The sequence below is a fragment of the Acinetobacter sp. YH12131 genome, from assembly GCF_013418635.1.
Classification (GTDB): domain Bacteria; phylum Pseudomonadota; class Gammaproteobacteria; order Pseudomonadales; family Moraxellaceae; genus Acinetobacter; species Acinetobacter towneri.
The window spans coordinates 51790-77810 of the sequence record NZ_VPBQ01000008.1 but is presented as its reverse complement, the minus strand read 5'-3'; the positions used below and the strand labels follow the sequence as shown (position 1 = coordinate 77810).

The 26021-nt window shown below is 42.1% G+C and carries 27 protein-coding genes and 4 tRNA genes; 10 read left to right on the top strand and 21 right to left on the bottom strand.

Going from position 1 to position 26021, the window contains the following annotated elements:
• The first annotated feature begins 78 nt into the window (after positions 1 to 78).
• Both rrtA and FTU66_RS07855 read left to right on the top strand, forming a co-directional pair.
• A complete protein-coding gene (gene rrtA / locus FTU66_RS07860; RefSeq protein WP_179989929.1) occupies positions 79 to 660 on the top strand; it encodes a rhombosortase in 582 nt (193 codons plus the stop codon).
• Positions 661 to 880: 220 nt separating this feature from the next.
• The gene (locus tag FTU66_RS07855; protein ID WP_154320307.1) at positions 881 to 3088 is read left to right on the top strand and encodes a TRAP transporter large permease subunit; all 2208 of its coding nucleotides are present in this window, start codon (positions 881 to 883) and stop codon (positions 3086 to 3088) included.
• Between the two features lie 105 nt (positions 3089 to 3193).
• Here FTU66_RS07855 and FTU66_RS07850 read toward each other — a convergent pair whose 3' ends face one another.
• From FTU66_RS07850 to rnr, 6 genes are all read right to left on the bottom strand, one after another.
• On the bottom strand, positions 3194 to 4087 hold the full coding sequence (locus tag FTU66_RS07850; protein ID WP_180112596.1) for a DMT family transporter: 894 nt from the start codon (positions 4085 to 4087) through the stop codon (positions 3194 to 3196).
• A gap of 101 nt (positions 4088 to 4188) precedes the next feature.
• On the bottom strand, positions 4189 to 4599 hold the full coding sequence (locus FTU66_RS07845; RefSeq protein ID WP_180112595.1) for a hypothetical protein: 411 nt from the start codon (positions 4597 to 4599) through the stop codon (positions 4189 to 4191).
• A gap of 21 nt (positions 4600 to 4620) precedes the next feature.
• Positions 4621 to 4830, bottom strand: a complete 210-nt coding sequence (locus tag FTU66_RS07840) for a YheV family putative zinc ribbon protein (protein WP_171324836.1) — start codon at positions 4828 to 4830, stop codon at positions 4621 to 4623.
• A gap of 40 nt (positions 4831 to 4870) precedes the next feature.
• On the bottom strand, positions 4871 to 6910 hold the full coding sequence (locus FTU66_RS07835) for a M3 family metallopeptidase (RefSeq protein ID WP_131260579.1): 2040 nt from the start codon (positions 6908 to 6910) through the stop codon (positions 4871 to 4873).
• Between the two features lie 74 nt (positions 6911 to 6984).
• Positions 6985 to 7569, bottom strand: a complete 585-nt coding sequence (locus FTU66_RS07830) for a hypothetical protein (protein WP_111885424.1) — start codon at positions 7567 to 7569, stop codon at positions 6985 to 6987.
• Positions 7570 to 7648: 79 nt separating this feature from the next.
• Complete coding sequence (gene rnr / locus FTU66_RS07825) at positions 7649 to 10072, bottom strand: ribonuclease R (protein WP_180112594.1); 2424 nt, start codon at positions 10070 to 10072, stop codon at positions 7649 to 7651.
• A 264-nt stretch (positions 10073 to 10336) separates the two neighbouring features.
• On the opposite strand from rnr, the gene FTU66_RS07820 reads away from it, so the two are divergent.
• The 6 genes from FTU66_RS07820 (at position 10337) to FTU66_RS07795 (ending at position 12303) form a co-directional block, all read left to right on the top strand.
• Positions 10337 to 10426, top strand: a tRNA-Ser gene (locus tag FTU66_RS07820).
• Between the two features lie 15 nt (positions 10427 to 10441).
• Positions 10442 to 10518 (top strand) — tRNA-Arg (locus tag FTU66_RS07815).
• A 49-nt stretch (positions 10519 to 10567) separates the two neighbouring features.
• A tRNA-Arg gene (locus FTU66_RS07810) sits at positions 10568 to 10644 on the top strand.
• 212 nt (positions 10645 to 10856) lie between these two features.
• Positions 10857 to 10933 (top strand) — tRNA-Arg (locus FTU66_RS07805).
• Between the two features lie 193 nt (positions 10934 to 11126).
• Positions 11127 to 11624 carry a YcxB family protein gene (locus FTU66_RS07800; protein WP_096901373.1) on the top strand — a complete coding sequence of 166 codons (498 nt, stop codon included), beginning with the start codon at positions 11127 to 11129 and terminating at the stop codon, positions 11622 to 11624.
• A gap of 40 nt (positions 11625 to 11664) precedes the next feature.
• The gene (locus FTU66_RS07795) at positions 11665 to 12303 is read left to right on the top strand and encodes a fumarylacetoacetate hydrolase family protein (protein WP_179997259.1); all 639 of its coding nucleotides are present in this window, start codon (positions 11665 to 11667) and stop codon (positions 12301 to 12303) included.
• Positions 12304 to 12374: 71 nt separating this feature from the next.
• Here the strand turns inward: FTU66_RS07795 and msrA are convergent, their stop codons facing one another.
• The 7 genes from msrA to lgt all read right to left on the bottom strand — a co-directional run bounded on the left by msrA (position 12375) and on the right by lgt (position 17555).
• Positions 12375 to 12896: a peptide-methionine (S)-S-oxide reductase MsrA gene (gene msrA, locus FTU66_RS07790; protein ID WP_070153293.1), complete on the bottom strand. Its 522-nt coding sequence runs from the start codon at positions 12894 to 12896 to the stop codon at positions 12375 to 12377.
• A gap of 62 nt (positions 12897 to 12958) precedes the next feature.
• Positions 12959 to 13426 carry an META domain-containing protein gene (locus FTU66_RS07785; RefSeq protein ID WP_004974787.1) on the bottom strand — a complete coding sequence of 156 codons (468 nt, stop codon included), beginning with the start codon at positions 13424 to 13426 and terminating at the stop codon, positions 12959 to 12961.
• 153 nt (positions 13427 to 13579) lie between these two features.
• Entirely contained in the window at positions 13580 to 14635 is a 1056-nt protein-coding gene (locus tag FTU66_RS07780; RefSeq protein WP_180044017.1) for a DUF4105 domain-containing protein, read from the bottom strand.
• Positions 14636 to 14705: 70 nt separating this feature from the next.
• Complete coding sequence (locus FTU66_RS07775) at positions 14706 to 15218, bottom strand: dihydrofolate reductase (protein ID WP_004974792.1); 513 nt, start codon at positions 15216 to 15218, stop codon at positions 14706 to 14708.
• Positions 15219 to 15309: 91 nt separating this feature from the next.
• Complete coding sequence (gene thyA, locus FTU66_RS07770; RefSeq protein WP_004974795.1) at positions 15310 to 16152, bottom strand: thymidylate synthase; 843 nt, start codon at positions 16150 to 16152, stop codon at positions 15310 to 15312.
• A 98-nt stretch (positions 16153 to 16250) separates the two neighbouring features.
• Complete coding sequence (locus tag FTU66_RS07765) at positions 16251 to 16634, bottom strand: AzlD domain-containing protein (RefSeq protein ID WP_004974797.1); 384 nt, start codon at positions 16632 to 16634, stop codon at positions 16251 to 16253.
• 111 nt (positions 16635 to 16745) lie between these two features.
• On the bottom strand, positions 16746 to 17555 hold the full coding sequence (gene lgt, locus FTU66_RS07760; protein WP_096901379.1) for a prolipoprotein diacylglyceryl transferase: 810 nt from the start codon (positions 17553 to 17555) through the stop codon (positions 16746 to 16748).
• A 93-nt stretch (positions 17556 to 17648) separates the two neighbouring features.
• Between lgt and FTU66_RS07755 the strand changes: the two genes are divergently transcribed.
• Positions 17649 to 18431: an NRDE family protein gene (locus tag FTU66_RS07755; RefSeq protein ID WP_180112593.1), complete on the top strand. Its 783-nt coding sequence runs from the start codon at positions 17649 to 17651 to the stop codon at positions 18429 to 18431.
• A 40-nt stretch (positions 18432 to 18471) separates the two neighbouring features.
• On the opposite strand, the gene FTU66_RS07750 is transcribed toward FTU66_RS07755, so the two are convergent.
• From FTU66_RS07750 to rdgB, 5 genes are all read right to left on the bottom strand, one after another.
• Positions 18472 to 20787 carry a PhoX family phosphatase gene (locus tag FTU66_RS07750; RefSeq protein WP_180112592.1) on the bottom strand — a complete coding sequence of 772 codons (2316 nt, stop codon included), beginning with the start codon at positions 20785 to 20787 and terminating at the stop codon, positions 18472 to 18474.
• 172 nt (positions 20788 to 20959) lie between these two features.
• Positions 20960 to 21745: a twin-arginine translocase subunit TatC gene (tatC, locus tag FTU66_RS07745; protein ID WP_004974811.1), complete on the bottom strand. Its 786-nt coding sequence runs from the start codon at positions 21743 to 21745 to the stop codon at positions 20960 to 20962.
• Positions 21742 to 22212, bottom strand: coding sequence for a Sec-independent protein translocase protein TatB (tatB, locus tag FTU66_RS07740; RefSeq protein WP_019836836.1), 471 nt, complete (start codon positions 22210 to 22212; stop codon positions 21742 to 21744). The genes tatC and tatB overlap by 4 nt, the downstream gene beginning before the upstream one ends.
• A gap of 18 nt (positions 22213 to 22230) precedes the next feature.
• The gene (gene tatA, locus FTU66_RS07735; RefSeq protein ID WP_004974820.1) at positions 22231 to 22455 is read right to left on the bottom strand and encodes a Sec-independent protein translocase subunit TatA; all 225 of its coding nucleotides are present in this window, start codon (positions 22453 to 22455) and stop codon (positions 22231 to 22233) included.
• A gap of 169 nt (positions 22456 to 22624) precedes the next feature.
• Positions 22625 to 23251, bottom strand: a complete 627-nt coding sequence (gene rdgB / locus FTU66_RS07730; protein ID WP_154320316.1) for an RdgB/HAM1 family non-canonical purine NTP pyrophosphatase — start codon at positions 23249 to 23251, stop codon at positions 22625 to 22627.
• Between the two features lie 130 nt (positions 23252 to 23381).
• Here rdgB and FTU66_RS07725 point away from each other — a divergent pair, with 130 nt between their 5' ends.
• Positions 23382 to 23627 (top strand): cytoplasmic protein, encoded by a 246-nt coding sequence (locus FTU66_RS07725; RefSeq protein WP_242769824.1) that lies wholly within the window; start codon positions 23382 to 23384, stop codon positions 23625 to 23627.
• Between the two features lie 50 nt (positions 23628 to 23677).
• Here FTU66_RS07725 and FTU66_RS07720 read toward each other — a convergent pair whose 3' ends face one another.
• From FTU66_RS07720 to FTU66_RS07710, 3 genes are read right to left on the bottom strand one after another with little or no spacing between them, the layout of a single operon-like run.
• Positions 23678 to 24268 carry a tetratricopeptide repeat protein gene (locus FTU66_RS07720; RefSeq protein ID WP_070153255.1) on the bottom strand — a complete coding sequence of 197 codons (591 nt, stop codon included), beginning with the start codon at positions 24266 to 24268 and terminating at the stop codon, positions 23678 to 23680.
• Entirely contained in the window at positions 24265 to 24858 is a 594-nt protein-coding gene (metW, locus tag FTU66_RS07715) for a methionine biosynthesis protein MetW (RefSeq protein ID WP_004974832.1), read from the bottom strand. Before metW ends, FTU66_RS07720 begins: the two co-directional genes overlap by 4 nt.
• The gene (locus FTU66_RS07710) at positions 24858 to 26018 is read right to left on the bottom strand and encodes a homoserine O-acetyltransferase (protein WP_004974835.1); all 1161 of its coding nucleotides are present in this window, start codon (positions 26016 to 26018) and stop codon (positions 24858 to 24860) included. Before FTU66_RS07710 ends, metW begins: the two co-directional genes overlap by 1 nt.
• Positions 26019 to 26021: the final 3 nt, after the last annotated feature.

Below are 26021 nucleotides of genomic sequence, written 5' to 3'. Positions count from 1 at the left end.
ATTGACCAGAGGTTTTAGGATTGGGCAATCCGTTTGCCGAAGCACATAACAAGAATAATTTGGAGGATGCAAGCGCCTATGCAATATTCATCTCAATTTCTCAGTCGAAAAATTGTGTTTATTGCGACATGTATGTCGGTTTCGGCATGTTTGCAGATTTTTGCAGAGCATTTTATTTATTGGTCTACACATTTATTGGATGAATTCTGGCGCTTATGGACAGGGCATTGGGTGCATGTGGGCTGGATTCATTATTTGCTTAATATGATCGCCTTTGCCTGTTTACCTTTTATTTTTCCGCATGCCAAAGTATGGCACTTTGTGGCGCTTTTGTTGGTACTACCGCCAGCGATTAGTCTGAGTTTCTATTACTTCCTTGCCGATATTGATGCCTATGCAGGACTTTCTGGGGTGTTGCATGGTGCTTATGTGGCGGTGGCATGTGTGCATTTGCTTTATAAAAAAGAACGTGGCTTTGCCACATTGGTCTTGCTGCTTATTTTATCTAAACTGATTTGGGAAAATACAGTGGGCAGTTTGGGTACAGCAGAATTAATCGGCAGTCCTGTATTAGTTGAGGCACATTTATTGGGGGTGATTTGGGGAGTAATTTTTGCACTGGCTTATATTATTTGGGCCTATTGCATTGATCCGCATTAAAATTACATCAAAATGATGGCAAAAAGGGCTCACAAGAAATCTCACAATTGACCATTTTTACTTAAAAGAAAATCTATATTGTCATTTTAAAAATAACGACGTTCATTCACATTTAAACTGAATACAAAAATGCTCAATGGAAGATGGATATTCCGTTGAATAAGGACAGACAGAAATTCGAGTGTCTCGGTTTCTGCATAGAATAAAAACAGGAAAATATATGCACAATAACGGACAACGCAGGTCTGGCTTGGCTTTGCTCAGACATATATGGACAGAATGGATTTCTACATTCGTTATTTTGATCTTGTTGCTACTGACACTTATTATTGGTACAGGTGAAATGGTACATGGTCAGTTGTTGCGCATGGGTGAACGCCTATACGGTGACCCTGCAACGGGTATGCAGTATTCATTTTTGCGTGCCGAACCCACTGCACCTGACTGCGAACGCAACCCCGATATCGATGCACAAGTACATGCCCAAATGCAAGCCAATGCTGCTGATGAGTTTGCCGATATTTTTGGTACTGCCTCTGAATCAGATGTCCGCGCTTCCATTTTAGCAGCCAAACAAATTTGTGAAGAAAAATTTCAATTTCATGATCAGGCGATTCAGCATATTCAAGCCCATCCAAGCTTGAAAATGTATCGAACCATTGAAACCTCTTTTTTTGGTATTTTTAAATTTGGTACTGAAAACCGTGCCATTTTATTGGTATTGATGGTGGTCTTTGCTGCAATTAGTGCCACTTTAAAGACCCATCACATTGGTTTACGTGGCCCTGCGACCAAAATTGACTTCAAGGTGTATTCGACCTTAATGGTGGTGGCGAATGGTTTCTTAACCTCGTCAAGTATCAGTCAATATCGTTCAGTACTCAATTCAGGCGTACCGATGAGTGGTGAAACGCAAATCATTTACTGGATGTGGATGATTCTGTTTGCAACTCTGACTTTAATTAGTTTATTCCAGCTTATTAAGCCACCTGCACCGACCCGTGAAGGCGGTAGTTTAGGTCTTGCTTTCCTGAGCGTACCTTTGTATGCCTATATGGCAATTAGTACGGGTTTCTCTTTTACCTTCCTGATGGATTATCCAATGGGGCAAGGGATTTACCTAGGGCAACTGGTCGAATTCTCTAGTATTTTCTTGAACTTGGCTTTGTTTATTTGGGCGGGGATGTTGCTCAAACAAACCCGAATTGTGGATTTGTTCCTGAATATTCTGCGTCCGTGGAATTTGGCACCTGAAACTTTAACCTGGCTGATTCTGATTGCTGCTGCATTACCAACGGCTTATACCGGTGCATCGGGGATTTTTGTCATTGCTGCAGGTGCGATCATTTATAAAGAAGTTTGGAATGCGGGTGGACGACGTCAGTTTGCACTGGCGGCAACAGCTATGTCGGGTTCAATGGGGGTCGTGCTTCGTCCATGCCTATTGATTGTTGTGGTGGCATCGCTGAATAAAGAAGTCACAACGGACATGCTGTATCACTATGGTTTGTATGTGTTCCTACTGACTTCAACCCTATTTTTAGTGATTTCGTTGTTCTTTGCTGAAAATAAATTCCGCATTGCTGCACCGAACATAGCTGCGCCATTGTCCTTACGTGCTTTTGGCCCTGTACTACCATATATCCTCATTTTTGTGTTGATTTGGTTGTTCTATAAATATGCTTTAGACACCAATATGAATGAATTTACTGCACCTGTAATGATGCCGGTTATTTTATTGATGATGGTGTTGTTTGATAAATTGCGCCATGAACCTGCGCCTATTCCAGCGATGGGGCAGTGGGATCAGACTTTAGATCACAAGCCTGTAGCACAACAGACAGCAGCTTCATCTGAGCGCTCATTATTGACTGCACCTGATTCACCATTGCGTCAGTATGGTTTCTTCAAAGCTCTGCATTTATCGACCAGTGAAACGGTGGGACATATTGGAGCATTGGTAATTTTGATGGCGCTTTCAGTCAGTGTAGGTGGCTATTTAGAACGCATTGAAATTATGGAAGCGTTCCCAACCGACATTAGCAGCATCTTTATTGTGATTAGCCTGATTGTTGCCTTGATGATTTTTGTGGGCATGATTATGGATCCATTCGGTGCGGTGATTCTAATTTCTGCAACGGTTGCGCCTGTAGCTTATCAATATGGGATACATCCTGCGCATTTCTGGATGATTACCCTAATTGGTTTTGAATTAGGCTATGTGACGCCACCTGTAGCGCTGAATCACTTATTGGCAAGGCAGTCGATTGGAGATGAAGAAGTCGCTGCAGCCGATGCAGAAGTTCGTCATAAATCGTTCTATTATCGTTATGAGCGTTGGATTTTGCCTATGATTGTGATGCTTCCTGCGATGTTGATTATTGCCTATGCACCGTATGCGTTCAAGCTATTCGGCTGGTATGAATAAGCACATGGATACTTAATCACTGTCATCTTATTATTTAAAAACACCCTGTGGTTCACTACGGGGTGTTTTTTTAATAGGTTGATATGTAGGGAATACAAAGCAGCATTATGAATGCGGGGAGTGATGATTCAGGTGTTTTTGTAACAGTGGACTGCACAAAATAATGGCAAGCAAAATTAGGGCAAAGCCAATTAAACTAAATAAGTCTGGCGTTTCATGCCAAAAGCTAAAGCCCCAAATCCCTGCAAAAATAATCGCAATGTAATTGACAGGGCCAATTTGCCCAGCAGGGGCAAGACGGTAGGCATTGGACATAAAGATCTGACTGATATTGGCCAGCAATCCTGCACCAATTAAAAAACTCAATTCTTTTAAGTTGTAAGGACGCCATGACCAGAACATCGGTACAACAGAAATGAGTGTCCCAATTATGCAAAAATAAAACACAATGCGTTCAGGCGGTTCGGTTTGAGTCAGGGCGCGTACCGTGACAAAAGCCATCGCTGCTAAAAAACTGGCACTGAGTCCAATTGCGGACATGCTATTAAACATACCTGCATCGGGTTTGGCGACAAATAACACGCCAAATAAACCAATGAACGCAGCCCATAGCATTGGTTTGGTGATTTTTTCTTTAAGGAATAGCCATGCAATTAAGGGAATAAAAATAGGCGATGAATAGGTGAAGACCATTGCATTGGACAGTTTTAGATTGGCAATCGCGTAGAAAAAACCATACATGGCGGTTAATCCGACTACCGAACGCCAAGTGTGCATCCATAACTTTTCAGTTTTAAAAAAGCCCAAGCCTTTATTGAAAATGAGCGGGATAAAAATAAACAAACCAATGAAATTACGGAAAAATACCACTGTGGCATTATCTACCGTTTCTGAGGCGTAACGAACGCACACTCCCATGAGTGAAAACAGAAAGGCAGAGCAGGTCAACAGCATAATTGCTTTGAGCAAATTTTGTTGGGCAGAACCAGAAGATGTCATACAAATAAAGCCAGAATAACCTCTGGCTATTCTAGCTTAAATTGGCTACAACACTGACCCTTTATCGTATTTTAAAATGACTGATGTGAAGCAGAGGAGGCTTACTGTGCCAGTTGGGCTTCCAGTATTTTGATTTGTTCTTCTTTCAGTTTAATCAATTCATCAGCATCGTTATGTTGCTGTTTTAATAAGGCACGTTGATCATTCAGCTGATTTTGAATGTCATCTAATTTAGCCACTTCTTCTTTGGCAAGCGCTGCATTCTCAGATATAGGTGCTTTGAGTAAATCTTCTGTGACCAACTGTTTTGGTGCTGCTGCATCTTCTTGCAATGGCGTTGCTTCAGCAGGTACAGCTTTCGCTACAGACGCCGTAGTTGGGGCAGTTTCTATAGGCGCAGTATTGTCGCTATCGCCCATCCATTGAAAGATAAATACGGCAATAATGACAATAATTAACCCACCCGTAATCGCCCATAAAAGCTTAGGGTTATGTCGTTGATCTTCAGTCATGCGTTGTTGAACCTTATTGTTTTACTTTGACTGACGCGGCTTAAACTGGATCACCCCAATTTCATCTGAAACCTCTGGGATTTCAGGTTCATCAATATGTGTTGGACGGTTTTCCGTATAATCACACTCGATACATTCGATCCATTCAGCTTCGTCAGCGGTGAGCATGACAACCCGATCCATCGCCTGACATTTCGGACATTTTGCGCCTGCAATGAAACGACGTTTAATGGTCATCACGACTCCCCTAACTTCATCTAAAGTTCTTAGTTTAAGCGTTTTTGACTATGTTCGTCCAACCTTGATGACGTAATAGTGCGTCTATTTTTGGCTCGCGTCCGCGGAAATTGATAAATGCGTCAAGCGCTGAATCTTTTCCGCCAACTGCTAGAATAAACTGTCTAAACTGCTTGCCAGTTTCGGTGTTAAATAGCCCTTCATTTTCAAAGCGATCAAAGGCATCGCTGGCCAAAACCTCTGCCCATTTGTATGAATAATATCCTGCAGCATAGCCGCCTGCGAAAATATGGCTGAAGCTGTGCTGGAAGCGGTTGTAAGCTGTAGTTGGCGCAACGGCATAGTTTTGACGAATATCATCTAGCATGGCTTGAATCTGTTCCGCATTTAAAGCAGGGTTGCTGCGATGAATACTTAAATCGAACAGGGCAAATTCAATTTGGCGCAGGCTCTGCATTCCCGACTGGAAGAAACGTGCATCTAACAGTGCTTTAAGCAGGTGTTCTGGCAGGGTGTCTTGGGTTTCAATATGCGCACTCAGCATATCTAAACTATCTTGATCCCAAGTCCAAAATTCCATGAATTGGCTTGGTAATTCCACCGCATCCCAAGCGACACCATGTGTACCTGCCACAGCAATATTATCTACTTCAGTTAGCATGTGATGTAAGCCATGTCCAAATTCATGGAATAGGGTGATGACTTCATCATGCGTTAAAAGCGCGGGTTGGTCTGCAACAGGTGGGGTAAAGTTACACACCATATAGCAAATTGGTTTTTGTAAACCTTGTGCCAATTGCATGCGTGAACGGAAACCACTCATCCATGCGCCGCCGCGTTTGCCTGTACGGGCATATAGATCAAAGTAAAAACCACCAATCACTTGACCTTGATCTTCAAGTTCAAAATAACGTGCATCAGGATGCCAAACAGGGGCAGCGCGCTCAATAATATCGACATCGTATAAACGCTTGACGATGCTAAATAGACCTTCAACCACTTTCGGTGCAGGGAAATATGGTTTTAACATTTCTTGTGAAAGGTTAAATTGCTGTAATTTTAATTTTTCAGAATAGTAGCCTGTATCCCACGGTTGTAAGGTATCAATCCCATCTTGGGCGGCAATGGCTTTGAGTTCGGCAATTTCTTGTTCTGCAGGTGCACGAGCATGTTCTGCCAGTTCACGCAGGAATTGATCGACTGCTTCGACACTTGGTGCCATTTTGCTGGCAAGGGATAATTCTGCATAGTTGTTAAAACCGAGCAATTGCGCCATTTCTTGACGTAAACGCAAGATTTCTTCCATGATCGGGGTGTTGTCAAATTCAGACTGGGCTGATTGATCGGACGCGCGAGTAGTGTATGCCTGATACAAGGTTTCGCGCAAAGCACGATCATCGGCATAGGTCATAATGGCTAAATAGGCAGGAATATCCAGTGTTGCCACAGCTTGTTCCAATTCGCGTTGCTGACCATATTGTTTCAGCAATTCAACGCTGCTTGGCGGTAAACCTTTGAGCTGATCTTCGGACAATACTTTGTAATAGGCTTGGGTGGCATCCAATACATGATTGGAAAAGTCTGATGACAGTTGCGATAAACGCGCTGAAATTTCAGCATAGCGTTTTTTAGCTTCACCTTCTAAGGCCACACCTGACAGTTTAAAGTCGCGCAATGCCAGTTGAATTGCGCTTTGTTGTGCAGCAGGCAAATCTTTAAAGGTGTTGGCGTCGTGAATATGTTGATAGCTTTGATACAACACCGTGTGCTGACCCAATTGAGTGTAGTAGTCGCTTAAACTTGGTAACAGCGCTTGATACACTTCGCGGGTTTCAGGATTATTCATGACCGCATTTAAATGTGACAGCACGCCCCATGCTTCGCTCATGTTATTTTCGAGCTGATCAATCTGTTCTAAAACATTTAATTGCGCCGTCGTATTTTCAGGTACTGCAGTCAGATTATTTAAAAAGTTTTGTCCCTGCTGAATGGCATGCTCAATTTTTTGTTTTAAATCTGCCAGGGTAATTTGATCAAATTGTGGAACAGGCAAAGTTGCCTTTTCTAATGTCATGTCGGTCTGCCGATTTATTTCCTGTGTTATTTGTAGAAGTAAGGCTTCTAGAAGGATAAATCAAGCCTTGGGTGCTATTTATTCGCTCTTGTTTCACCGTGGATAGATTGAATATCTTGGATGTAGGTGCCAAAGCGCCCCTCAATGACCGATAATTTTATGAATAGATTTTGATTTTTGTAGTGTTCATATTCATCTACATTGATTCGAAACATACCAGTAGAGTCATACGGTGTTTCAATAGAATAGTAGACACTTCCTTTTTTACCATGTTTTTTAACAGCGCTTGCTTCCAATGTCACCACAGTAGGTGTACCCAAAACTAGGGTATGAAGCAGAGGAGGATAGACAACTAGATTTAAGTAAAGAAACAGAATTACAAAAATAGGGAAGAGGAGTAAAAAATAGAATTTTGGCTTTTTTTGTACATTTGTCCATGTACGTGGAATGATCCATTGTCCGTATCTATGCAGAACATAAAAGTAGATCAAAACAGCCAAATAAATCAACGTTGCAACAATGAAGGCTGTGATTTTGACTTGATTTGTTGGGGTGAAGTCTATAAAAAAGAGAGCAATCAGTGCTGAAATACTAAGTACAAAGACTAAGCATATTACATATTCATGGTAATAGTATTTAGTAATTTTCTGTGATGTCATGATTTTTAAGTGGTTTATTTTTATAGAGATATATTAAATGAAAAAGAGCGCCGTAGCACTCTTTTTTATTTAGTAAAATTTACTCACCCTTTGCTTTGGCATTGGATTTTTTCTTTTTCACCTTGGTCTTTTTTTTGGCTTTGTCTTTCGGTTTAGCTTCCGACTTCGCTGAGGTTTTTTTACCGTAAGAGCTCGGTTTGCTTTTTGGCTTTTTCTTCGGCACAGGTTGCTCACCGTTTTCACTTAAAGTCGCCTTGCTTGGACGCTCAGAAAAAACTTCTTCAGTGGCTTCACGGCTGAACGGTTTTGCCACGCGCGGTGCGCGCATACGAATAGCACGACCTGCATGGGTGAGTTGCTTCATGAGCTCAAAATCAATTTTGCGATCTTCTAAATTGACAGCCGCGACTTTAATTTTAACTTCATCGCCCAAGCTAAAGCTTTGACCACGTGCTTGTCCAATTAGACTTTGGCTGGCTTGGTCAAATACAAAGAAGTCATCGCCCAACTGGCTGACATGAATCATGCCATCGACATAAAGGTCTTTGAGAGTAACAAATAAACCAAATTCGGCTACTGCAGAAATTACGCCCACAAATTCTTCACCCAAATGCTGCTGCATATAGTGGCATTTTAGCCATGTGGTGACAGAGCGTGAGGCTTCATCGGCACGACGTTCAGTTGCAGAATAATGTTCGCCTGCATCATCTAAAGCTGCGCCCGAAAGTGGTGATGGTTTTTGTTTTAAATGCGCTTTAATGGCACGATGCAACAATAGGTCAGGGTAGCGACGGATTGGTGAAGTGAAATGCGTGTAGGCATCGTAAGCTAAACCATAGTGACCTGAATTATTGGCGCCATAATAGGCTTGCATCATTGAGCGTAATAACACCGCGTGAATACTTGGTGCATCAATACGATCTTTAGTGGCTTCAATCACCGCTTGATAGTCGGCCTGAGTGGGTTGTTCTGGGAAATGTAGCCCAAGTAATTTGACAAAATCACGGACTTTTTGAATACGTGAAAACTCAGGCGGTTCATGTACACGGTACAGCATCGGCACATCATGTTTGAGTGCATATTCTGCTGCTGCGACGTTGGCGAGTAACATACATTCTTCAATCAGTTTATGCGCAACGTTACGGGTGCGCGGCAAAATTTCTTTAATTCCACCTAACTCATCAAAGGTCATGTAGGTTTCAACGGTTTCAAACTCCATGGCATGACGTTCAGCACGTAAACCTTTCAGCACTTGATACAGTTGGAACAGAGTATTTAATGATTTGCGCACCTCCCGATCTTCTGGAATTGCCGCACTGTCACCCTCAAAATATTGTGCCACTTGGGTATAGGTTAAACGCGCTTTGGAATGCATGACCGATGGATAAAATTCAAAACCTGTGACCCGACCTGCGCGTGACAGTTTTAAATCGCAGACCATACACAAACGGTCAACCTGCGGATTCAGCGAACATAAGCCATTCGATAAAGCTTCAGGCAACATCGGCAATACAAAATGCGGGAAATAGACTGAAGTCCCACGTTCCTGAGCTTCATCATCCAACGGTTTGCCTGTGCGGACGTAATGGCTGACATCGGCAATTGCGACTACGACACGGTAACCACCGCCTGGACGTTTTTCGGCGTATACCGCATCGTCAAAGTCGCGGGCATCTTCACCATCAATAGTCACTAAGGCTAAATCGCGTAAATCAACACGTCCTTCACGGTCTTGGGCTGTCGGTTCTTGAAAGCTTTCGGCTTCTTGAATGACATCTTCAGGAAATTCATACGGCAGACCAAATTCTAAAATGGTTTGCGGAATAATAATTTCAGTTTCGGCTTTGTCTGCCATCGACTGAATAATATGTCCTGTGGCAAATTCTTCGCGGGTTGGATAGTCGTCAATCGCAATGCGCACAGAATCGCCCAATTTAACTTGGGCATGTTCAATTAATTCTTTTTCAAGGGTAATGGGTTGATGGCTATTTGGCTGGGCAGGCTGAATAAAATATTCACCATCGTATTCTGACAATTTACCAATGATTTGTTTGACACGACGCTGGGTGACTTCGGTAATAAACCCCCATGCCTTGCCTTTACGATCTACCGATGTCTGGCGGACTTTGACTTGATCGCCATTAAACACCAAACGTAGTTCGCGTTCAGGCAATAAAATATCTTCATGACCTGCAATATTGGCTGTGCCTAAACCTTTACTGTTGATGTAAACCGTGGCGTCATGAGTCGGTTGTTCTGCAGCCAGCTGGAACTTGAATCCATCTTTCATGAGCTGACCATCACGTACCATGGCAATTAAACGATGGCTCAGGGCATCAATACTTTTTTGATCGGCAATCGCAAAATGCTCTACCAAGTCTGCATGTGACTGTGCCGCTTGCAAGGTTTCAATGGTTTCTAAGATTAAGGTACGGCTTGGAATAGGATTTTCGTAGCGTTCGGCTTCAGCTTTCGCTTCAGGATCGACCCAATTTTTCATCATGGAATAAACTTCATGTCAGAAGATAGGTTTAGCATAAGTCATGTACGGAAAGACTGCACGTAAATGATTGCAATAATGTGTTTTCTGTCGTTATTTTACGATGTTTCTAGTTTTTGTTCAGCGATTGCCAAAAGTTCAGGCGTAATTCTGGTGATGAATCCTGAAAATTGTTTAAAAAATATTTAATTGAGCAAAAATATGCAAAAATTGTGGTATCGAAGCTTGCAGTGCTAGCACTTAATTTGTATTATGGCGGCACGTTACGGTGAGATGGGTGAGTGGCTGAAACCACGTCCCTGCTAAGGACGCATACGGGTAACTGTATCGAGGGTTCGAATCCCTCTCTCACCGCCACGCTTTACTTATGTCGCGCTCATAGCTCAGCTGGATAGAGCACTTGGCTACGAACTAAGGGGTCGGGAGTTCGAATCTCTCTGAGCGCACCAATAAGTAAACCGAACAGTAACGTATCGCCTAAATTGGCACACAAGTAATGCGCTCATAGCTCAGCTGGATAGAGCACTTGGCTACGAACTAAGGGGTCGGGAGTTCGAATCTCTCTGAGCGCACCAACTTAAACAATCAACCGCTTAAATGCGGCTTTTTTGTGCCTGAAATTTAGTAAACTCAAACAATAATCAGTTTATTAAAAAGAATAGCGTACTCATGGTTTTACGTTAAAATTCTTTTGAATCGTCCAATATCTGTGCATTTGATTGCAAAATGATGAATTAATACTTAACAGCCAGAAAAAAACACGTATAATGCACCCCATCAAGTCGTCGCGCTCATAGCTCAGCTGGATAGAGCACTTGGCTACGAACTAAGGGGTCGGGAGTTCGAATCTCTCTGAGCGCACCAACTTGAAATAAAAAACCGCACTTTTGATGCGGTTTTTTTGCATCTACACTATCTAAAAATGATGAAATTTTTGTGTCAAAAGCATGACCATTGTTTTACGTCTGGCTTTGAGCGAATAAACACGAAAAAAATAAGGAAAGTGCTCAATCTAGTGTAAGATTTAGCTCAATTTGAATGACTTGATGATGAGCTTATGTCTGACACGCAGCCAGCATTGTCTTTGCGCTATTTTTTAAATTTAGAAGAATCTCAAGACGGCTTTGCCCTTGCGACTTTTGGTAAAAAACAATTTACCCGTTTTATTACACCGTTGATTAGTGTGGCGATTATTGCTTGGGGCTTTTATTTGGGCTTCGATGGGGTAGGTCGCTATTATGTTGCACTCGGTGCTTTCTTTTTAATCTTGCAAACTTTAATGCGTTATTGGTTTTTGCCAATGATGTTTAAACGCCAGTTTGTAAAATACCAATTTGGAAAAAGCGAGCAAGGCATTGATTTATTTCAGGACTATGCCGAGCTGTATGCCAATGGTCGTAAACAGGTATTTCATTATAACGAGGTGCAAAATTTCGCTGTGGGTAAACTCACCTATATGCTGGAATTAAAAAATCGTACAGTGGTGATTGTACCGAAACGTGCATTTAATCTGCCTGCAGAACAAACGGTTTTTGAAAATACTTTTAAAAAGTAAGTTCTAATTTTCCCAATTTACGAGTTATTCGAGGATGATCATGAGTACACGTCCATCTAAAATTGTCTGTGTCGGTCGCAGTTATGCAGACCATGCCAAAGAATTAGGTAATGCTGTACCTGATCATCCTGTGTTATTTATTAAACCGCCAAGCAGTTTACGCAGTTTAAGTGATGGGATTACGTGGAATAAGGTCTGGGGCAATTGTCACTATGAATGTGAATTGAGTTTACGCATTGACCAGCCTTTAAATGCAGACACAGATCCTGCCAAAGTATTGGATGCTGTAGGTGCAGTGACTTTGGGCTTGGATTTAACTTTGCGTGAATTGCAGGATGAACTTAAGAAAAAAGGACAGCCGTGGGAACGAGCCAAAGCGTTTGACGGTTCTTGTGTGTTGGCAGATTGGGTGGATGTATCGGAAATTCAGGACTGGAAAAACGTGCAATATTGTTTGGACATTAATGATGAATTACGTCAGCAAGGCGATACCAGTTTATTGATTTTTGATATTGTGGCATTGTTGGCAGATATTAGCCAAGTATTTAGTTTAGAACCTGGTGATGTGGTAATGACTGGTACACCTGCAGGGGTGGCAGCATTACAGTCGGGCGATCAGTTGAAGATGACCTTACAAGGACGTACTCAGGCATTTGTCTGGACGACTTTTGTAAAATAAATAGTGGTGTAAACGGTGATGTCATCAAAAGATGAGTATCACCGTTTTGTACTTGCTTTTAAATCCAATGGTTATACTTTCAGTAAATGCTGAAATTTACTGCGTAATTTATTCAGTTTCGGTGGAATGGAAAAATTGCAGTAGCCCTGATTTGGATTTTTGGCAAAGAAATTCTGATGATAGTCTTCTGCAGGGTAAAATTCAGGTGCTGCACTGAGTTCAGTCACAACATTCACACCTTCAGCTTGTAATGCTGCAATCATCTCGGTGGCAGCTTGTTGCTGTGTAGCATCTAAATAATAAATCACAGAGCGGTATTGTGTGCCGACATCATTGCCCTGACGGTTTAATGTGGTTGGGTCGTGTGTGGCAAAAAACACCTCAAGTAATTGTGAATAGCTGATCTGCTGCTCATCAAAATCAATCAAAATGACTTCTGCATGTCCGCTGTCGCCACGGCAAATATCTTCATAGCTTGGGTTTAAGGTATGTCCACCTGCATAACCGCTGGTGACTTTTTCTACGCCTTGCAGTTGTAAAAATACGGCTTCGACACACCAGAAACATCCGCCACCAAACAATGCTTGTTGCATGATTTTGTCCTTATATTTTATGAATAAACCATTTTAAGCCTGTCTATTATTAGGCTTAGCCGTTAACGTGCAGCCGTTGGTGTTTCAAATTGAATCAGTAAATTTCCATGGCGATCTAGCAATTTCAGGGTTTTACCATAGACCTGATAATGCGTCACTTTATTTAGGGCTTCATGAAATTTCTGATCTAAGTTGTTGTTATTTAAGCAAGCCATTCGCGTGGTTGCCAATTGCCCCAATTGTAGGGTGTCACGTCCTGCGACATAACTACCGCTGAGTCGGTTACAACTATCTGAACCTGTGACTGTTTGTGTGGCGGCATCAAAGTTTAAATATGGCAAGTTTTGGCGGTTTGCTTCTGTTTTTAACATGCTGTTGCCCAATTGCGTAGCAGTCCATGTACGTTGTACTAAGTTGGCTTGATTGATTGCGCTAATTTGGCTTGCACTCGTTTGAGTTGGCATAGTTTCACATCCTGATAAAGCAATCATTGCACCCAATAAGGTGATCCCGAAGTATTTTTTTAGCATGGAATGATCTCTAATTTTTTGAAATTGTTGCTATCTAAACAAATTATGCGCCGTGGCTCTAGTTAAATTTGTATGTTTGCTGCAACTTTTTCCAAGATATGGTGTGGTTTTTTCTCTGAATTGATTGTATCTGCGCAAAATGACCAAAATAGGTCAGGGCAGCACTTTGTTCTGATAAGTCGGATGCGAATAAGGCGTGCTGATGTTTGCTGAAGAATCGAGCTGCACGCCTTGTCGAATGAGCGCGGAAAAGTCTTGGCTGTGGATATCTTTTAAGTTTTCCACACGTGGGTTAATGTGGGCACGTTGATACCAAGTTTGCATATCCCAACGATGATCCAGCGCATGCAAATCATATAAATAATTGGGTAAATAACCCGAAGCAAACAGACGATAGTCGGCAGGGAAACGTTTTTGAGATACTGCCTGAATCATGTCAAACAGCAGCGTGGTGCAATTACTGGTCAACGTATTATACCAATGCGCTTTGGCGGCTAAAGCATCGGCTTTATGCAGATATTCCTGAAACAGTGCTTGTGCTTCTTGTGGATTGAGCTGGATCGGGAAAAAATAAACTTGCTCACCCCGAATATTGCTGCGGGTGTAGATGATATCTTTTTCATCGGCAGCGACAAGGCTGAGTTCATATTGCCGAAAGAAGCCACCAATCGCAGAAAACTCTTCGTGTTTTTCTTTGCGAATTTCAATGGAAAAGGTGAGTGGCGCTTGATCGGCAAAGTCAAAACTGACTAAGGTATGCGCAATTTTTGGCCCCATCCAGTAAGAGGTGATGATATTCACCCCCGTAATCTGTTTCAGGTTAAATTGGCGGGTTTCCCAACGTTCGGTATAGCGACCATCGGCATGCCAGTCAAAATTGCGGACATTGTGCAGCGTGACCTGATCTTGTACTTGTTCATAATGCAGCATACGGGCTACTTCAGGGTTCCAGTCACGGTCTTGCTTGGCATCCATCCCAAAATACCAAAACAGCCCCAAGGTAAAACCCAAAAGATAAACCAAAATATCCTGATTGCGACTGAGCAAATGCTGAGTGATATAAATGCCCAAAATGCTGAGGGTGAAGGCTAGCCAAGTCCCAATCAGCACACGGCTCATTAACCAACCCAAAGGCTGATGAATCCACAAGGCCATACTGAGCCAAATAGAAGAAAGAACGACACCTAAACTGAAGATGAAATGCAGCATCCGCCATTCCTGAGGCAAAGTTAAATTCCGTTTAAGTCATCATAATCAAATATTGCCAAGGCTGTCAGCATTATTTTTGATAGCGGGCAAACTCAAAGGCAATCCCTGATTTTTCATCGACATGCTGTTCTGAGGCCACTTTTTTAAACTCGGCAGGAATGGCAGGATAATGCGCATCTCCTTGAACATCTAGTTCAATATGCGTCAGTTCCAAACGGTCAGCAATCGGCATAGTTTGGCTAAAAATTTCACCACCACCAATAATAAATAAAGTGTTTGGTTTTTCTGAGGCTTGAACATCGGCAACGGCTTGTTGCAAGGCATCTTCAATGCTATGCGCCACTTTTGTGCCTTCAAATGCCCAGTTTGGGTCGCGGGTAATCACCCAATTGACACGTTTAGGCAGGGTGCGTCCCATCGACTCCAAGGTTTTGCGTCCCATAATCACCACGCCACCTTGGGTGATTTCTTTGAAGTGTTTTAAGTCTGCCGAAATATGCCACGGCAATTGGTTACCCTGACCAATGCAGCGTTGTTGATCCATAGCGACTACGTGTACAACTTCTAAATTTTGAAATGACATAATTAGGCTCGTATTTTCTTAGTCTGCCAAGCATCTTTTGGGGACGTTGGGGCAATTTAAATGTTGAGATGATAAATCTAGCAACAGGCAATTAAACAGCGACAGGTGCTTTAATTGCAGGATGTGACTCATAGCCTACAATTTCAATATCTTCAAATTTAAAATCGAAAATATCTTTGATTTCAGGATTGAGTTTTAACTGACATAACGCCAGTGGTTCACGGCTTAGCTGTAACTGTGCCTGTTCAAAGTGGTTGGCATATAAATGCGTATCGCCACCTGTCCAGACAAAATCTCCGACTTCTAAATCACAGACTTGCGCGATCATGTGGGTTAGTAAAGCATAGCTGGCAATATTAAAAGGCACGCCTAAAAACACATCGGCACTGCGTTGATATAGCTGGCATGAGAGTTTGCCGTTGTGCACAAAAAACTGGAATAAAGTATGGCAAGGCGGTAAAGCAACTTGACCTGCTTCTTTCGGGTTCCAGCCTGACACGATTAAACGACGTGAATTTGGATTGGTTTTAATTTCATTGATTAACCATGCAATTTGGTCAAAACCATCTTGCTCATACAGACCATCGGCTTTTTGTGTTGCACCAAAATTACGCCATTGATGTCCGTACACTGGGCCAAGTTCACCTTCAGGACGACCAAAGCGCGCGGTTTGTTCTGCGGTAGACCATTCATCCCAAATACTGACTTTATGTTCTTGTAGATATTTGACGTTGGTATCGCCTTTTAAAAACCATAACAGCTCAATTACGATAGAACGGAAATGTACTTTTTTGGTAGTCAGCAGTGGAAAACCTTGTGCAAGGTTAAAACGCATTTGGTGCCCAAACACTGAACGTGTGCCTGTTCCGGTACGGTCACCTTTGTCGCCACCATGGTCAAGAATATGTTGGAGTAGGTCTAAATACTGGCGCATAGCGTTCTCTGGTCAAGCAAAAGAAATATTTTTTGTTTGGGCAATTCGATGCCCAGTAAATCAGAAAGAATAATAGCAGAGTTTTTAAAGTTGTGACTTTATTGTGTGTCGGAAGCGTGATGTTGATGCAGTAAAGCCAACGGCGAAAACAGGCAAATAGCCAAAGCGGTAAAGCCAATGCCTTGAGCGCCCGACAGTAAAATTTCACCGTGTTGAATCTGCATGAAAATTATTGCGAGTAACAACGCCAGTGGAATCCAAGTCAATAGTCGTGCCAACCAACCTGTGGGATGTTGTGCAGTAAAATGAATTTTGCAGTAACGACAAATTAAAAAAACAATACCTGTGGCCAGAAACATTAAAATCGCATCGAGCTTTAAGGGTTCTAAGAAGTATACCGCTGCAGTGACCAGCGCGATCACCATCAGCAGGGCAATTTTCTTTGTGACCGCAACCTGTGGGTTAAACCAAAATTCAAGCATGTGAGATATTGATGTCTGAAAAGTGTAAGTAATAGATAGCACTGTAGCATAAAAAAGGCGAAGATTGACTTCGCCTGAATGGATGAAACCTGCATTTAAATGGGTAGTAGCTTAGCTGTTTTTTTGCGGCCCCCAATCATAAATTTTCTTTTGATAGGCATACCACATCATCCAGAAACCGACCAAAATCATTGGTAAGCTCAGGAATTGTCCCTTACTCATCCATGCAATAAAGAGCTGACCATGATCGGGTTCGCGGAAAAATTCGACAACAAAGCGCGCCAAACCATAACCAATCAGGAATAGGGCAGACACTGCCATGCGTGGACGTGGCTTTGAACTAAACCACCACAGTACAATAAACAGGATTAGACCTTCACATAAGGCTTGATACAATTGCGATGGATGACGTACCAATTGCAAAGGATCGGTTGGGAAAATCATCCCCAATGCAAAGTTAGGATCAGTCACAGGGCGACCATATAATTCACCACCAATAAAGTTACCAATACGACCAAACATTAGACCTGTAGGTACACATGGGGCAATAAAATCCAAAGTTTGAAACCACGTCATTTTGTATTTTTTACACCAGAACAGCATGGCTAAAATCACGCCCAGAAAGCCGCCATGGAAACTCATGCCGCCTGTCCAGACTTGGAATAACCACAGTGGATTTTCCAAAAATTGTTCAAAGCCGTAGAAAAACACATAACCGACACGTCCACCAATCACCACGCCCAAAGCGCCGTAAAAGATCAGGTCGGAAACCATGTCTGGTGTCCAGCCACGTTGTTTGGCACGGTAAGTTGCCAAACCCCATGCAAATAAAAATGCCAGTAAATACATCAAGCCATACCAATGGACTTGTAAAGGCCCGAGCGAAATAGCAACGGGGTCAATATTTGGATAGGTGAGCATTCCTGTTCCTTGTGATTCTGTTTTGCACAGATTTTAGCTGAATGTGATGAAAAATGTTGTACATTCAATGTGTAAAGATCAAGAGTTTAAATTATGTGTATTGTGGCATTGGCTTGGCAGGTCTTGACAGACACACCACTGTGTTTGATTTCAAATCGAGATGAGTTCTATCGGCGTCCGACAGCAGCACTGGCAGCATGGTCTGATAGTCCAATTGTTGCAGGGCAAGATTTAGAATCGGGCGGTACGTGGATGGGCATTACCCCATCGGGACGCTGGGCTGTGATTACCAATTATCGTGATGCGAATGATGTTCGTGAATATCCAACTTCACGTGGGCATATTATTCAGGCTTTTTTAGAATCTGAGCAAACGCCTATCCGTTTTGCGCAAGCCATAGAAAAACAGCAATGTGAATATGCAGGTTTTAATTTATTTGTGGGTGACACCACTCAAGCGGTGTACATGAGTAACCGTGGAGAAGCGCCGCAGGTTTTAGCTAAAGGCGTTTATGTGGTGTCGAATGGATTGATGAGTGACCCTTGGGAGAAAACTGCACGCTTACGCAAACGCTTTACGCAGGAGTTTTTACCGATGCTGCAATTGCCTGATCTTGCAACGGCAGAGCTAAATGCTGCGGCGTGGGATATTTTGCAAGATGAACGCAAAGTTGCATCTGAATTGTTACCGCAAACAGGGATTTCATTGGAGATGGAAGCGTTGTTGTCATCGACTTTTATTCAAAGTCCACTTTACGGTACACGTTGTTCCAATTTTTTACGTATGCAGGCGCAGCAATTTACATGGCTGGAAAAAACACAATATGGTGAGCAAAAGGGAGATATTGTGCAGCAACAGTTGAACATTGAGGCATAAAAAATGCCGACGTGATGTCGGCATTTTTAATTTATGGATGTTATCCAGTAATTGCTTTGCCGTCTTTACGGGTGATGACAACCGTTGCTGAACGAGGACGTGCAGTTTTATTGTTCATGTCAGTTTGTGTTGCAGGCCAATGGCTGCTTGGCGCATCAAAACTCTTTGAATCTTCACCTGGGTGCTGAACGTTAATAAAGATTGCTTTGTAGTCAGGTGTCATGGTTACACCTGTAATTTCACATTCTTTTGGCCCAACAAGGAAGCGACGTAAGTTTTTATCGGTGACTTGAGCACCAGCAATTGTACTTTGATCACCAACAGTTTTTACAACACCGCCATCACCAACTTGACCAGGTAGTGCTGCTAACATCATACAGTTTGTAACATCTGTATATGCGCCATCATCTGTTTGAATCCAAAGAACACCACGTGGGTCAAACCACATACCATCTGGACTTGAGAAGTCGTTTGCATCGCTTAAATTAGAAAGGTTAATTGTCGGATCCATACTTGCTTCAGCACCAAATAGATAGATATCCCATTCAAATGATGTTGCTGCAGTATTCTCTTCTTTAAAGCGGATAATATGACCATTGACGTTACCTTTACCACCTTCAGGATCGGTGTAGTTACGTGGGTTTGCAGGATCTGTTGCATAGCTTGAACCACGGTTCGAGTTATTGGTTAAAGTCACGTACACTTCACCATTTTCAGGGTTTACAGCAACCCATTCTGGACGATCCATTTTTGTAGCTCCTACAGCATCTGCTGCAAGACGAGCAAAAGTAAGGACATCCGCTTGTGAGCTAAATGGGTAAATAGCGTTTGTTTCGGTTAAGCCATTTTTACCATAAGCCAGTTCAATCCACTCTCCTGTGCCTGATGCATTAAATTTAGCGACATAGAATTTCCCTGAATTCATATATTTGTCGCCAGCTCGATAACCACCATTCACATCTTTAGGATCCCATGTTGCATCTGATACAAATTTGTAGATGTACTCACCGCGCGAGTCATCGCCCATATAGAATGCAAATTTTTGCCCTTTAATTGCGCGGCTGGCGCGACAGTCTTCGTGAGCAAAACGACCTAATGCAGTACGTTTTACTGGGTTTGAGCGGCTATCGAATGGATCAATTTCTACAATCCAGCCAAATGTATTTGGCGCATTACGATAGTCTTGAGTTGCAGACTCTTTGGTTACGTTAGCAGCCCAACGATCATACATGTCTTGAGATTCAAAACCAGCTTCTGCTGTTTCCCAACCATAGCGTGAAGATTTATTCAAATACACGATGCGATCTTGCTCATCGCGTTCTGGAATTTTTTTAACATCAGCATCTAAAATATAAATGATGTTGTTTTTCGCATCACGTTTAACACTACCGTCTGCATTTTTTTCAGTTTGATAAGAGATCTCTAAGCCTAAGCCATAGCGTTTAAGTGCTATTTTTTCAGCTTCACTACGGGCTGAGTATTGGTCTGTACCTGAGCGTTGGAAATAACCAATAAAATTTTCTTCAGCAGTTAAATAAGTGCCCCATGGTGTATAACCATTACCACAGTTATTTTGTGTGCCTCGAGTTTGACGACCAGCGGGAGAGAATGCTGTGTGCAGTAATGGAGAACCAGCTACAGGCCCTGCAAAATCCATGACAGTCGAAGCTGTAATACGACGGTTAAATGGTGATGACTTCACAATCTCTACAGCTTGAGTTTCAGCATTTTTCTTAATATGAACGACTGAAACACCGTGTGCATTTACTTCACGAATCACTTCATCTTCTGGGCGACGTCCATCCTTTTTAGTTGCGCCTTTTGGATGTAAGAAGGTTTGGTTGATATATTCGTGGTTCAAAACCAATAAGCCATGATCTGATGCATTTTCATCATAACGACCAGTTTTAGTACTTAAGCCAAAATAGCTCATGCCATCGTGACAGTCACCAGAGCGGAATTGGAAACTTGGGCCAGATGGAACATCTGCATCTGCATTCCAATTGCTATAAGAAGGATTGATTGAGTCACCTAAAGCATATAATACAGTTGCTTGGTAACCTTCAGGAACAGTAACAATATCATTTAAATTTTTATCTACAGCTTTAAATGTTAATGTTTCAGGCTTGGTATTGGGTTCTTCTTTACTTGTTGGTGGTGTTACATTTGTATCTTCATCATCATCACTACATGCAGATAAAGAAGAAGCTAAAGCTAAAGCTGCTGCACCGCTTGCAGTTTTTTTAATTAAACTGCGACGGCTCATGCGTTGTTCTAGAATGTCACGAAAGTGCGTATTGTCTGAAGTGTTATTATCTAACTCTTGATCTTCATTGTAAGGCATAAAATCAGTCATTTTTTTTCCTAGCAAATTGCTTAGTCGTTTGAAAGTTATATGTAAATTAGTGGCTAAACATGACATGCGGGTTAAGCTTATGTGTCAAACTGATTAAATCCGTTCAGTTGTGATCTACACGCACAAAAAAAGAAGCAATCATGTGCTTCTTTTTAAAATTCAATATTTTAGATTAGCTGTGACTGACTCGGCGCTTCTCAATTAATTTGCCAAAAAACAAACCAATTTCAAACAGCATCCACATCGGAATGGCAAGCATGATCATCGATAAAGCGTCTGGCGGTGTGACAAACATGGCCACAAAAAAACAGCCAACAATAATAAAGCGACGTTTTTCAACCAAAGTTTGCGTAGACACGACACCAATCATAATCAGCAAAAGTGTGACAATTGGAATCTCAAAGGTAAAACCAAAAACCAAAAACAGCTTCAAACAAAACGTAAGATAGCTATTAATGTCGGTCATCGGGGCGACTGTTTCAGGGGAAACGCTAATGAAAAAGTGCAGAATGGATGGCAAGGCGACAAAGTAAGCAAAGCTAATTCCGATATAGAACAAGCAAATACTGCCGATCAGCAAAGGCAGCGCCAAACTTTTTTCTTTTTCATATAACGCTGGTTTTACGAATGCCCAAATCTGATACAAAATAAATGGCATCGCAATGAACAGCGCGACAAAAAAGTTTAGTTTAAACGGCGCCATAAAGGTTGCGGTAACATCAGTCGCAATCATGGTTGATGTATGTGGCAACTGTGCACGTAATGGTTCCGACAATACTTGATAAGTTTTATTGGCAAAGGGCAATAAACAGAAGAATAAGGCAAGAATAAGCCCTACAATTTTAAAAAGATGATTACGCAGCACCATCAAGTGCTTGGTAATTGGCATTTCTTCTAATGCGGCTTGCTCTGCCTTCACAGGCAAATGTGAAAGCTCAGAAGCGTTTGATTGGCTCATACTGCAACCTTCATTTCAGTATAGGGCGCTGTAGTATGTTGTAGCGCAGATAAATTTGAATGTGATGTCATTTTAGTTTTAGGGAGTAACACCGCAGAGGTTTTTTCAGTATTTAAAACCAAGGTGTAATGATGCTGTTGTAAGGTATTTTTTGATACGGCATGCGGGGAATGTGTGCTTTTTGCAGTTGTATCTTCAAATATTTTTTCTTGCTGCATTTCATGCATTTGTGCTTGCATCTTTGCTTCAAGTTCCTGAATACGCGCCATTTCTTGCTGCATTTGCTCGCGTAATTCAGATAAACGCAATTCGCGGTCAATGTCATTTTGAACATTACTGACCATACGTTTAATTTTAGCGTACCACTTGCCGACAAAACGCGCTGCTTCAGGGAGTTTTTCAGGACCCAGCACCAATAATGCAATGATGCCGAAAATCAGCAGTTCCGTCATTCCAATATTGAGCATAATCTCAAACCCTCAGCCTTAATGCTTTACAGTCGAATTTACATCACTGCTATTGGCTTGATGTTCAATCGTACGAGGTTCTTTCAGTTGCGCCGCTTCTGCCTCATCATCTTTTATTGATTTTTTAAAATCTTTGACCGCGCCACCTACATCTTTACCTAAGTTTTTAAGCTTAGATGTACCAAATAATAAAATGACCACAATTGCAAAAATCAGCACGTGCCAAATAGATAATCCTGCCATGATTTAGACCTCTCAATAGTTGAGCCTATCTCAACAGGTCTGTATGACAATGCGGTGACGAATGTGTTGCGATTTGACGACAAGGGATGTTTGACCTGATTTGTAAAGCTTGAAAATAAAACAGCCCGTGTTTGAAAACGGGCTGTAAGATCAATCACATCTGTTAAATCTAAGCTTGTAAACTTGCTTTAAACAGTTGCATCGCCTGACCACGGTGACTGATTTTATTCTTTTCTGCTTTCGACATTTCTGCGCTCGACACTCCCAATTCAGGCAACCAAAAGAGCGGGTCATAGCCAAAACCATTTTCACCACGAGCTTCTGCTAAAATCTCGCCTTTCCAAATACCTTGGAAAATTTGTGGTAATGGATCATCGGCATGTTCAACCAAAGCCAAAACACAAACAAACATACCTTCAATTGCTGCGCCGTCTTGACGTAGTGGTTTGAGTTTATTCAAAAGTTTTTCATTGTTGGCTGCATCATTGCCATGTTCGCCTGCAAAACGTGCAGAATAAATCCCCGGTGCGCCGCCTAAAATAGGCACACATAAACCAGAGTCATCTGCAATGGCAGGCTTTCCTGAAATTTTTGCGGCATGGCGTGCTTTTAAAATGGCATTTTCAACAAAGCTCAAACCATCTTCAACAGCATCTTCAATATTTAGTTGACCTTGCGGAATCACTTGCACAGGCAAGTCTAATTGCGCAAACAGGGTTTCAAATTCTGCAATTTTTCCCTTGTTATTGCTTGCTAAAACCAAAGTACCTTGAGCGCGCCAATCAGTTACAGCCATAATTCAGATCTTAATTCAAAATAATATTGGATATTTTAACGGATTTTGCAGACTTAAAAGTTTAATCTTGCACAGATTTGTTTTCATACATGCTAATAATATTTAGGTTTCAAAAAGTAGGGGAATCATGATGAGCAAAATATCAGAGATTTACCGTTATTCGAGTCAGCACCGCGCATTACTGCAGCAAAGTGAGCGTTGTGGCTGTTTTTACTGTCTGGAAACTTTTGCTTATAGCGAAATTGAAGATTGGTGTGATGATGAGCAAACCGCAATTTGTCCGCATTGTGGTATAGATGCGGTATTAGGTTCTGCTGCAGTAGAAGAATTCAGCCCTGAACTGCTACAGGCCATGCAGGCAGTTTATTTCGGATAAAACAAAAAGCACCCGAAGGTGCTTTGAGATCACTTCAAACGTAGTTAAATTTATTGCGCTTGAATCCATTGGTCAGCACGGTCACGTGCTTGACGAATTTGTTCTTGAGTTAAGTTAGCTGCCAAAGCGGTTTTCTTACCTTCAGACAAAGAAATTACTTTATTGTCGAGCATGCCATCACGGGTAGATAACTCATACCACTGATACGCGCCCATATAGTTTTTCTTTTGTTCTTCCATCATGGCAAGGTTAAAGCTGGCACGGTTATCACCACGGCTAGCCGCCTTTTCAAAATATTGACGTGCTAAGACTTCGTCTTTTTTCGTGCCAATACCATCCGCCAACATACGGCCTACATTTAATTGCGCAGCCGATAAACCTTGATCTGCCGCAGCTTTGTACCAAGCAAACGCTTGACGGCTGTCTTGTTGAACGTCTTTACCTTGTTGATATTTCGTCGCTAAGTAAAATTGTGCGCCTGCCTGACCTGCTTTGGCTGCTTTAATCAAGCCATTAATATCCATAGTTGAATATTGAGCCGCTTGGCTCGCTACAGAAGATGACGGTGAAACATAATCTGCATGGGCTTGAATGCTCAACAGTCCAACCAATAGCGTGGTGCTTAATAATAGTTTTTTCATAGAGCGCTCACTCGATAAATTGCGACTTCACCAAACAAATTAGGCAGATGCTTACTGAGTAAACTATCTTGTTGATTCCCATTCACGGCAAGTCGGTTAATGATGCGAATATTATTTTCGGCACAAAGTGCCTCAAAATCACGAAACGTACATAAATGAATATTTGGGGTGTTGTACCACATATAAGGTAATGCATCTGAAACAGGCATTTTTCCTTTTAAGGCAAGAAAAGAGCGAGTCTTCCAATGCGCAAAGTTTGGAAAGGTAATAATTGCCTGTTTACCCACACGTACCATATCTCTTAATAATACGTCAGGTGCATCTACTGCTTGCAAGGCTTGTGCCATGACCACATAGTCAAAAGACTGGTCTGCAAAACGGCTAAGCCCCAAATTCAAGTCTTGTTGGATGATATTTAACCCGCGACTGATCGCAATTGCAATCTTTTCTTGATCAATTTCTAATCCGTATGCACGAATATTATGCTGTTTGCTCATGTGTGCCAACAGTTCACCATCGCCACAACCCAAATCGAGTACTTTAGAATTGGGTTTAATCCACTTTTCGGCAAGTTGCTGATCAAGACGCATTACACGGCCTCCTGTGGGGTTGCTTGAAGATGTTCTGTTCCGCCCAAGAATGCACGCATGGCTTTCACGTACAGTGGAATTGGGAACAAGAACGAGTCGTGTCCTTGTTCGGCATCAATATCTAAATAGCTGACAGGTTTATGATTGCTAATTAGCGCATCCACAATTTCCTGCGAACGCTCAGGGCTAAAGCGCCAGTCGGTGGTAAATGACACCACTAAAAACTTGCATTTTGTATTCGCCATGGCTTTTTGTAAGGATTGCTCGTATTCACGTGCAGGATCAAAATAATCCAGTGCCTTGGTCATAATTAAATAGGTATTGGCATCAAAATTACGGCTAAATTGTTCGCCCTGATAGCGCAAATAGCTTTCGACCTGAAATTCGACATCAAAACCATACATAAACTTGCCAGATTTTAAGTCACGACCAAATTTCTGTTTCATGGCTTCTTCAGACAAATAGGTGATGTGTCCGACCATGCGTGCCAAAATCAATCCACGTTTTGGATAGCTGTCATGTTCCAAATAACGCCCATGATGAAAATCTGGGTCAGATAAAATGGACTGACGTGCGACTTCGTTAAAGGCAATATTTTGTGCAGACAGTTTTGGTGCACTGGCAATAATCACGCATTTTTTCAGACGGTCAGGATAATCTACCGACCACTGCAAGGCCTGCATACCACCCAAAGAGCCGCCAATAATCGAATACCAGACCTCAATGCCTAAACGATCAGACAGCATGGCTTGGGTTTTTACCCAATCTCGCACCGTCACTAAAGGGAAGTCTGGGCCATAAGGACGGTTGTCATTTTCAGGGTTAGGCGATGTGGGGCCAGTAGAACCGTTACAGCCGCCAATATTGTTTAGCGCCACCACAAAGAAACGACTGGTATCAATGGCTTTTCCAGGGCCAATACAGGCATCCCACCAACCTGCTTTTTTATCATCGGCATGATGATAACCCGCAGCATGATGATGCCCTGACAACGCATGACAGATCAGAATCGCATTGGATTTGTCGGCATTGAGCGTGCCATAAGTTTCGACCATGAGTTCAAAGCGGGGCAGAACACGACCGCATTCGAGTTCTAAAGGTTCTTCAAATTGGAATTTTTCTGGAACAACAATACCTACTGAGTCAGCTGGAAAAGACACGGG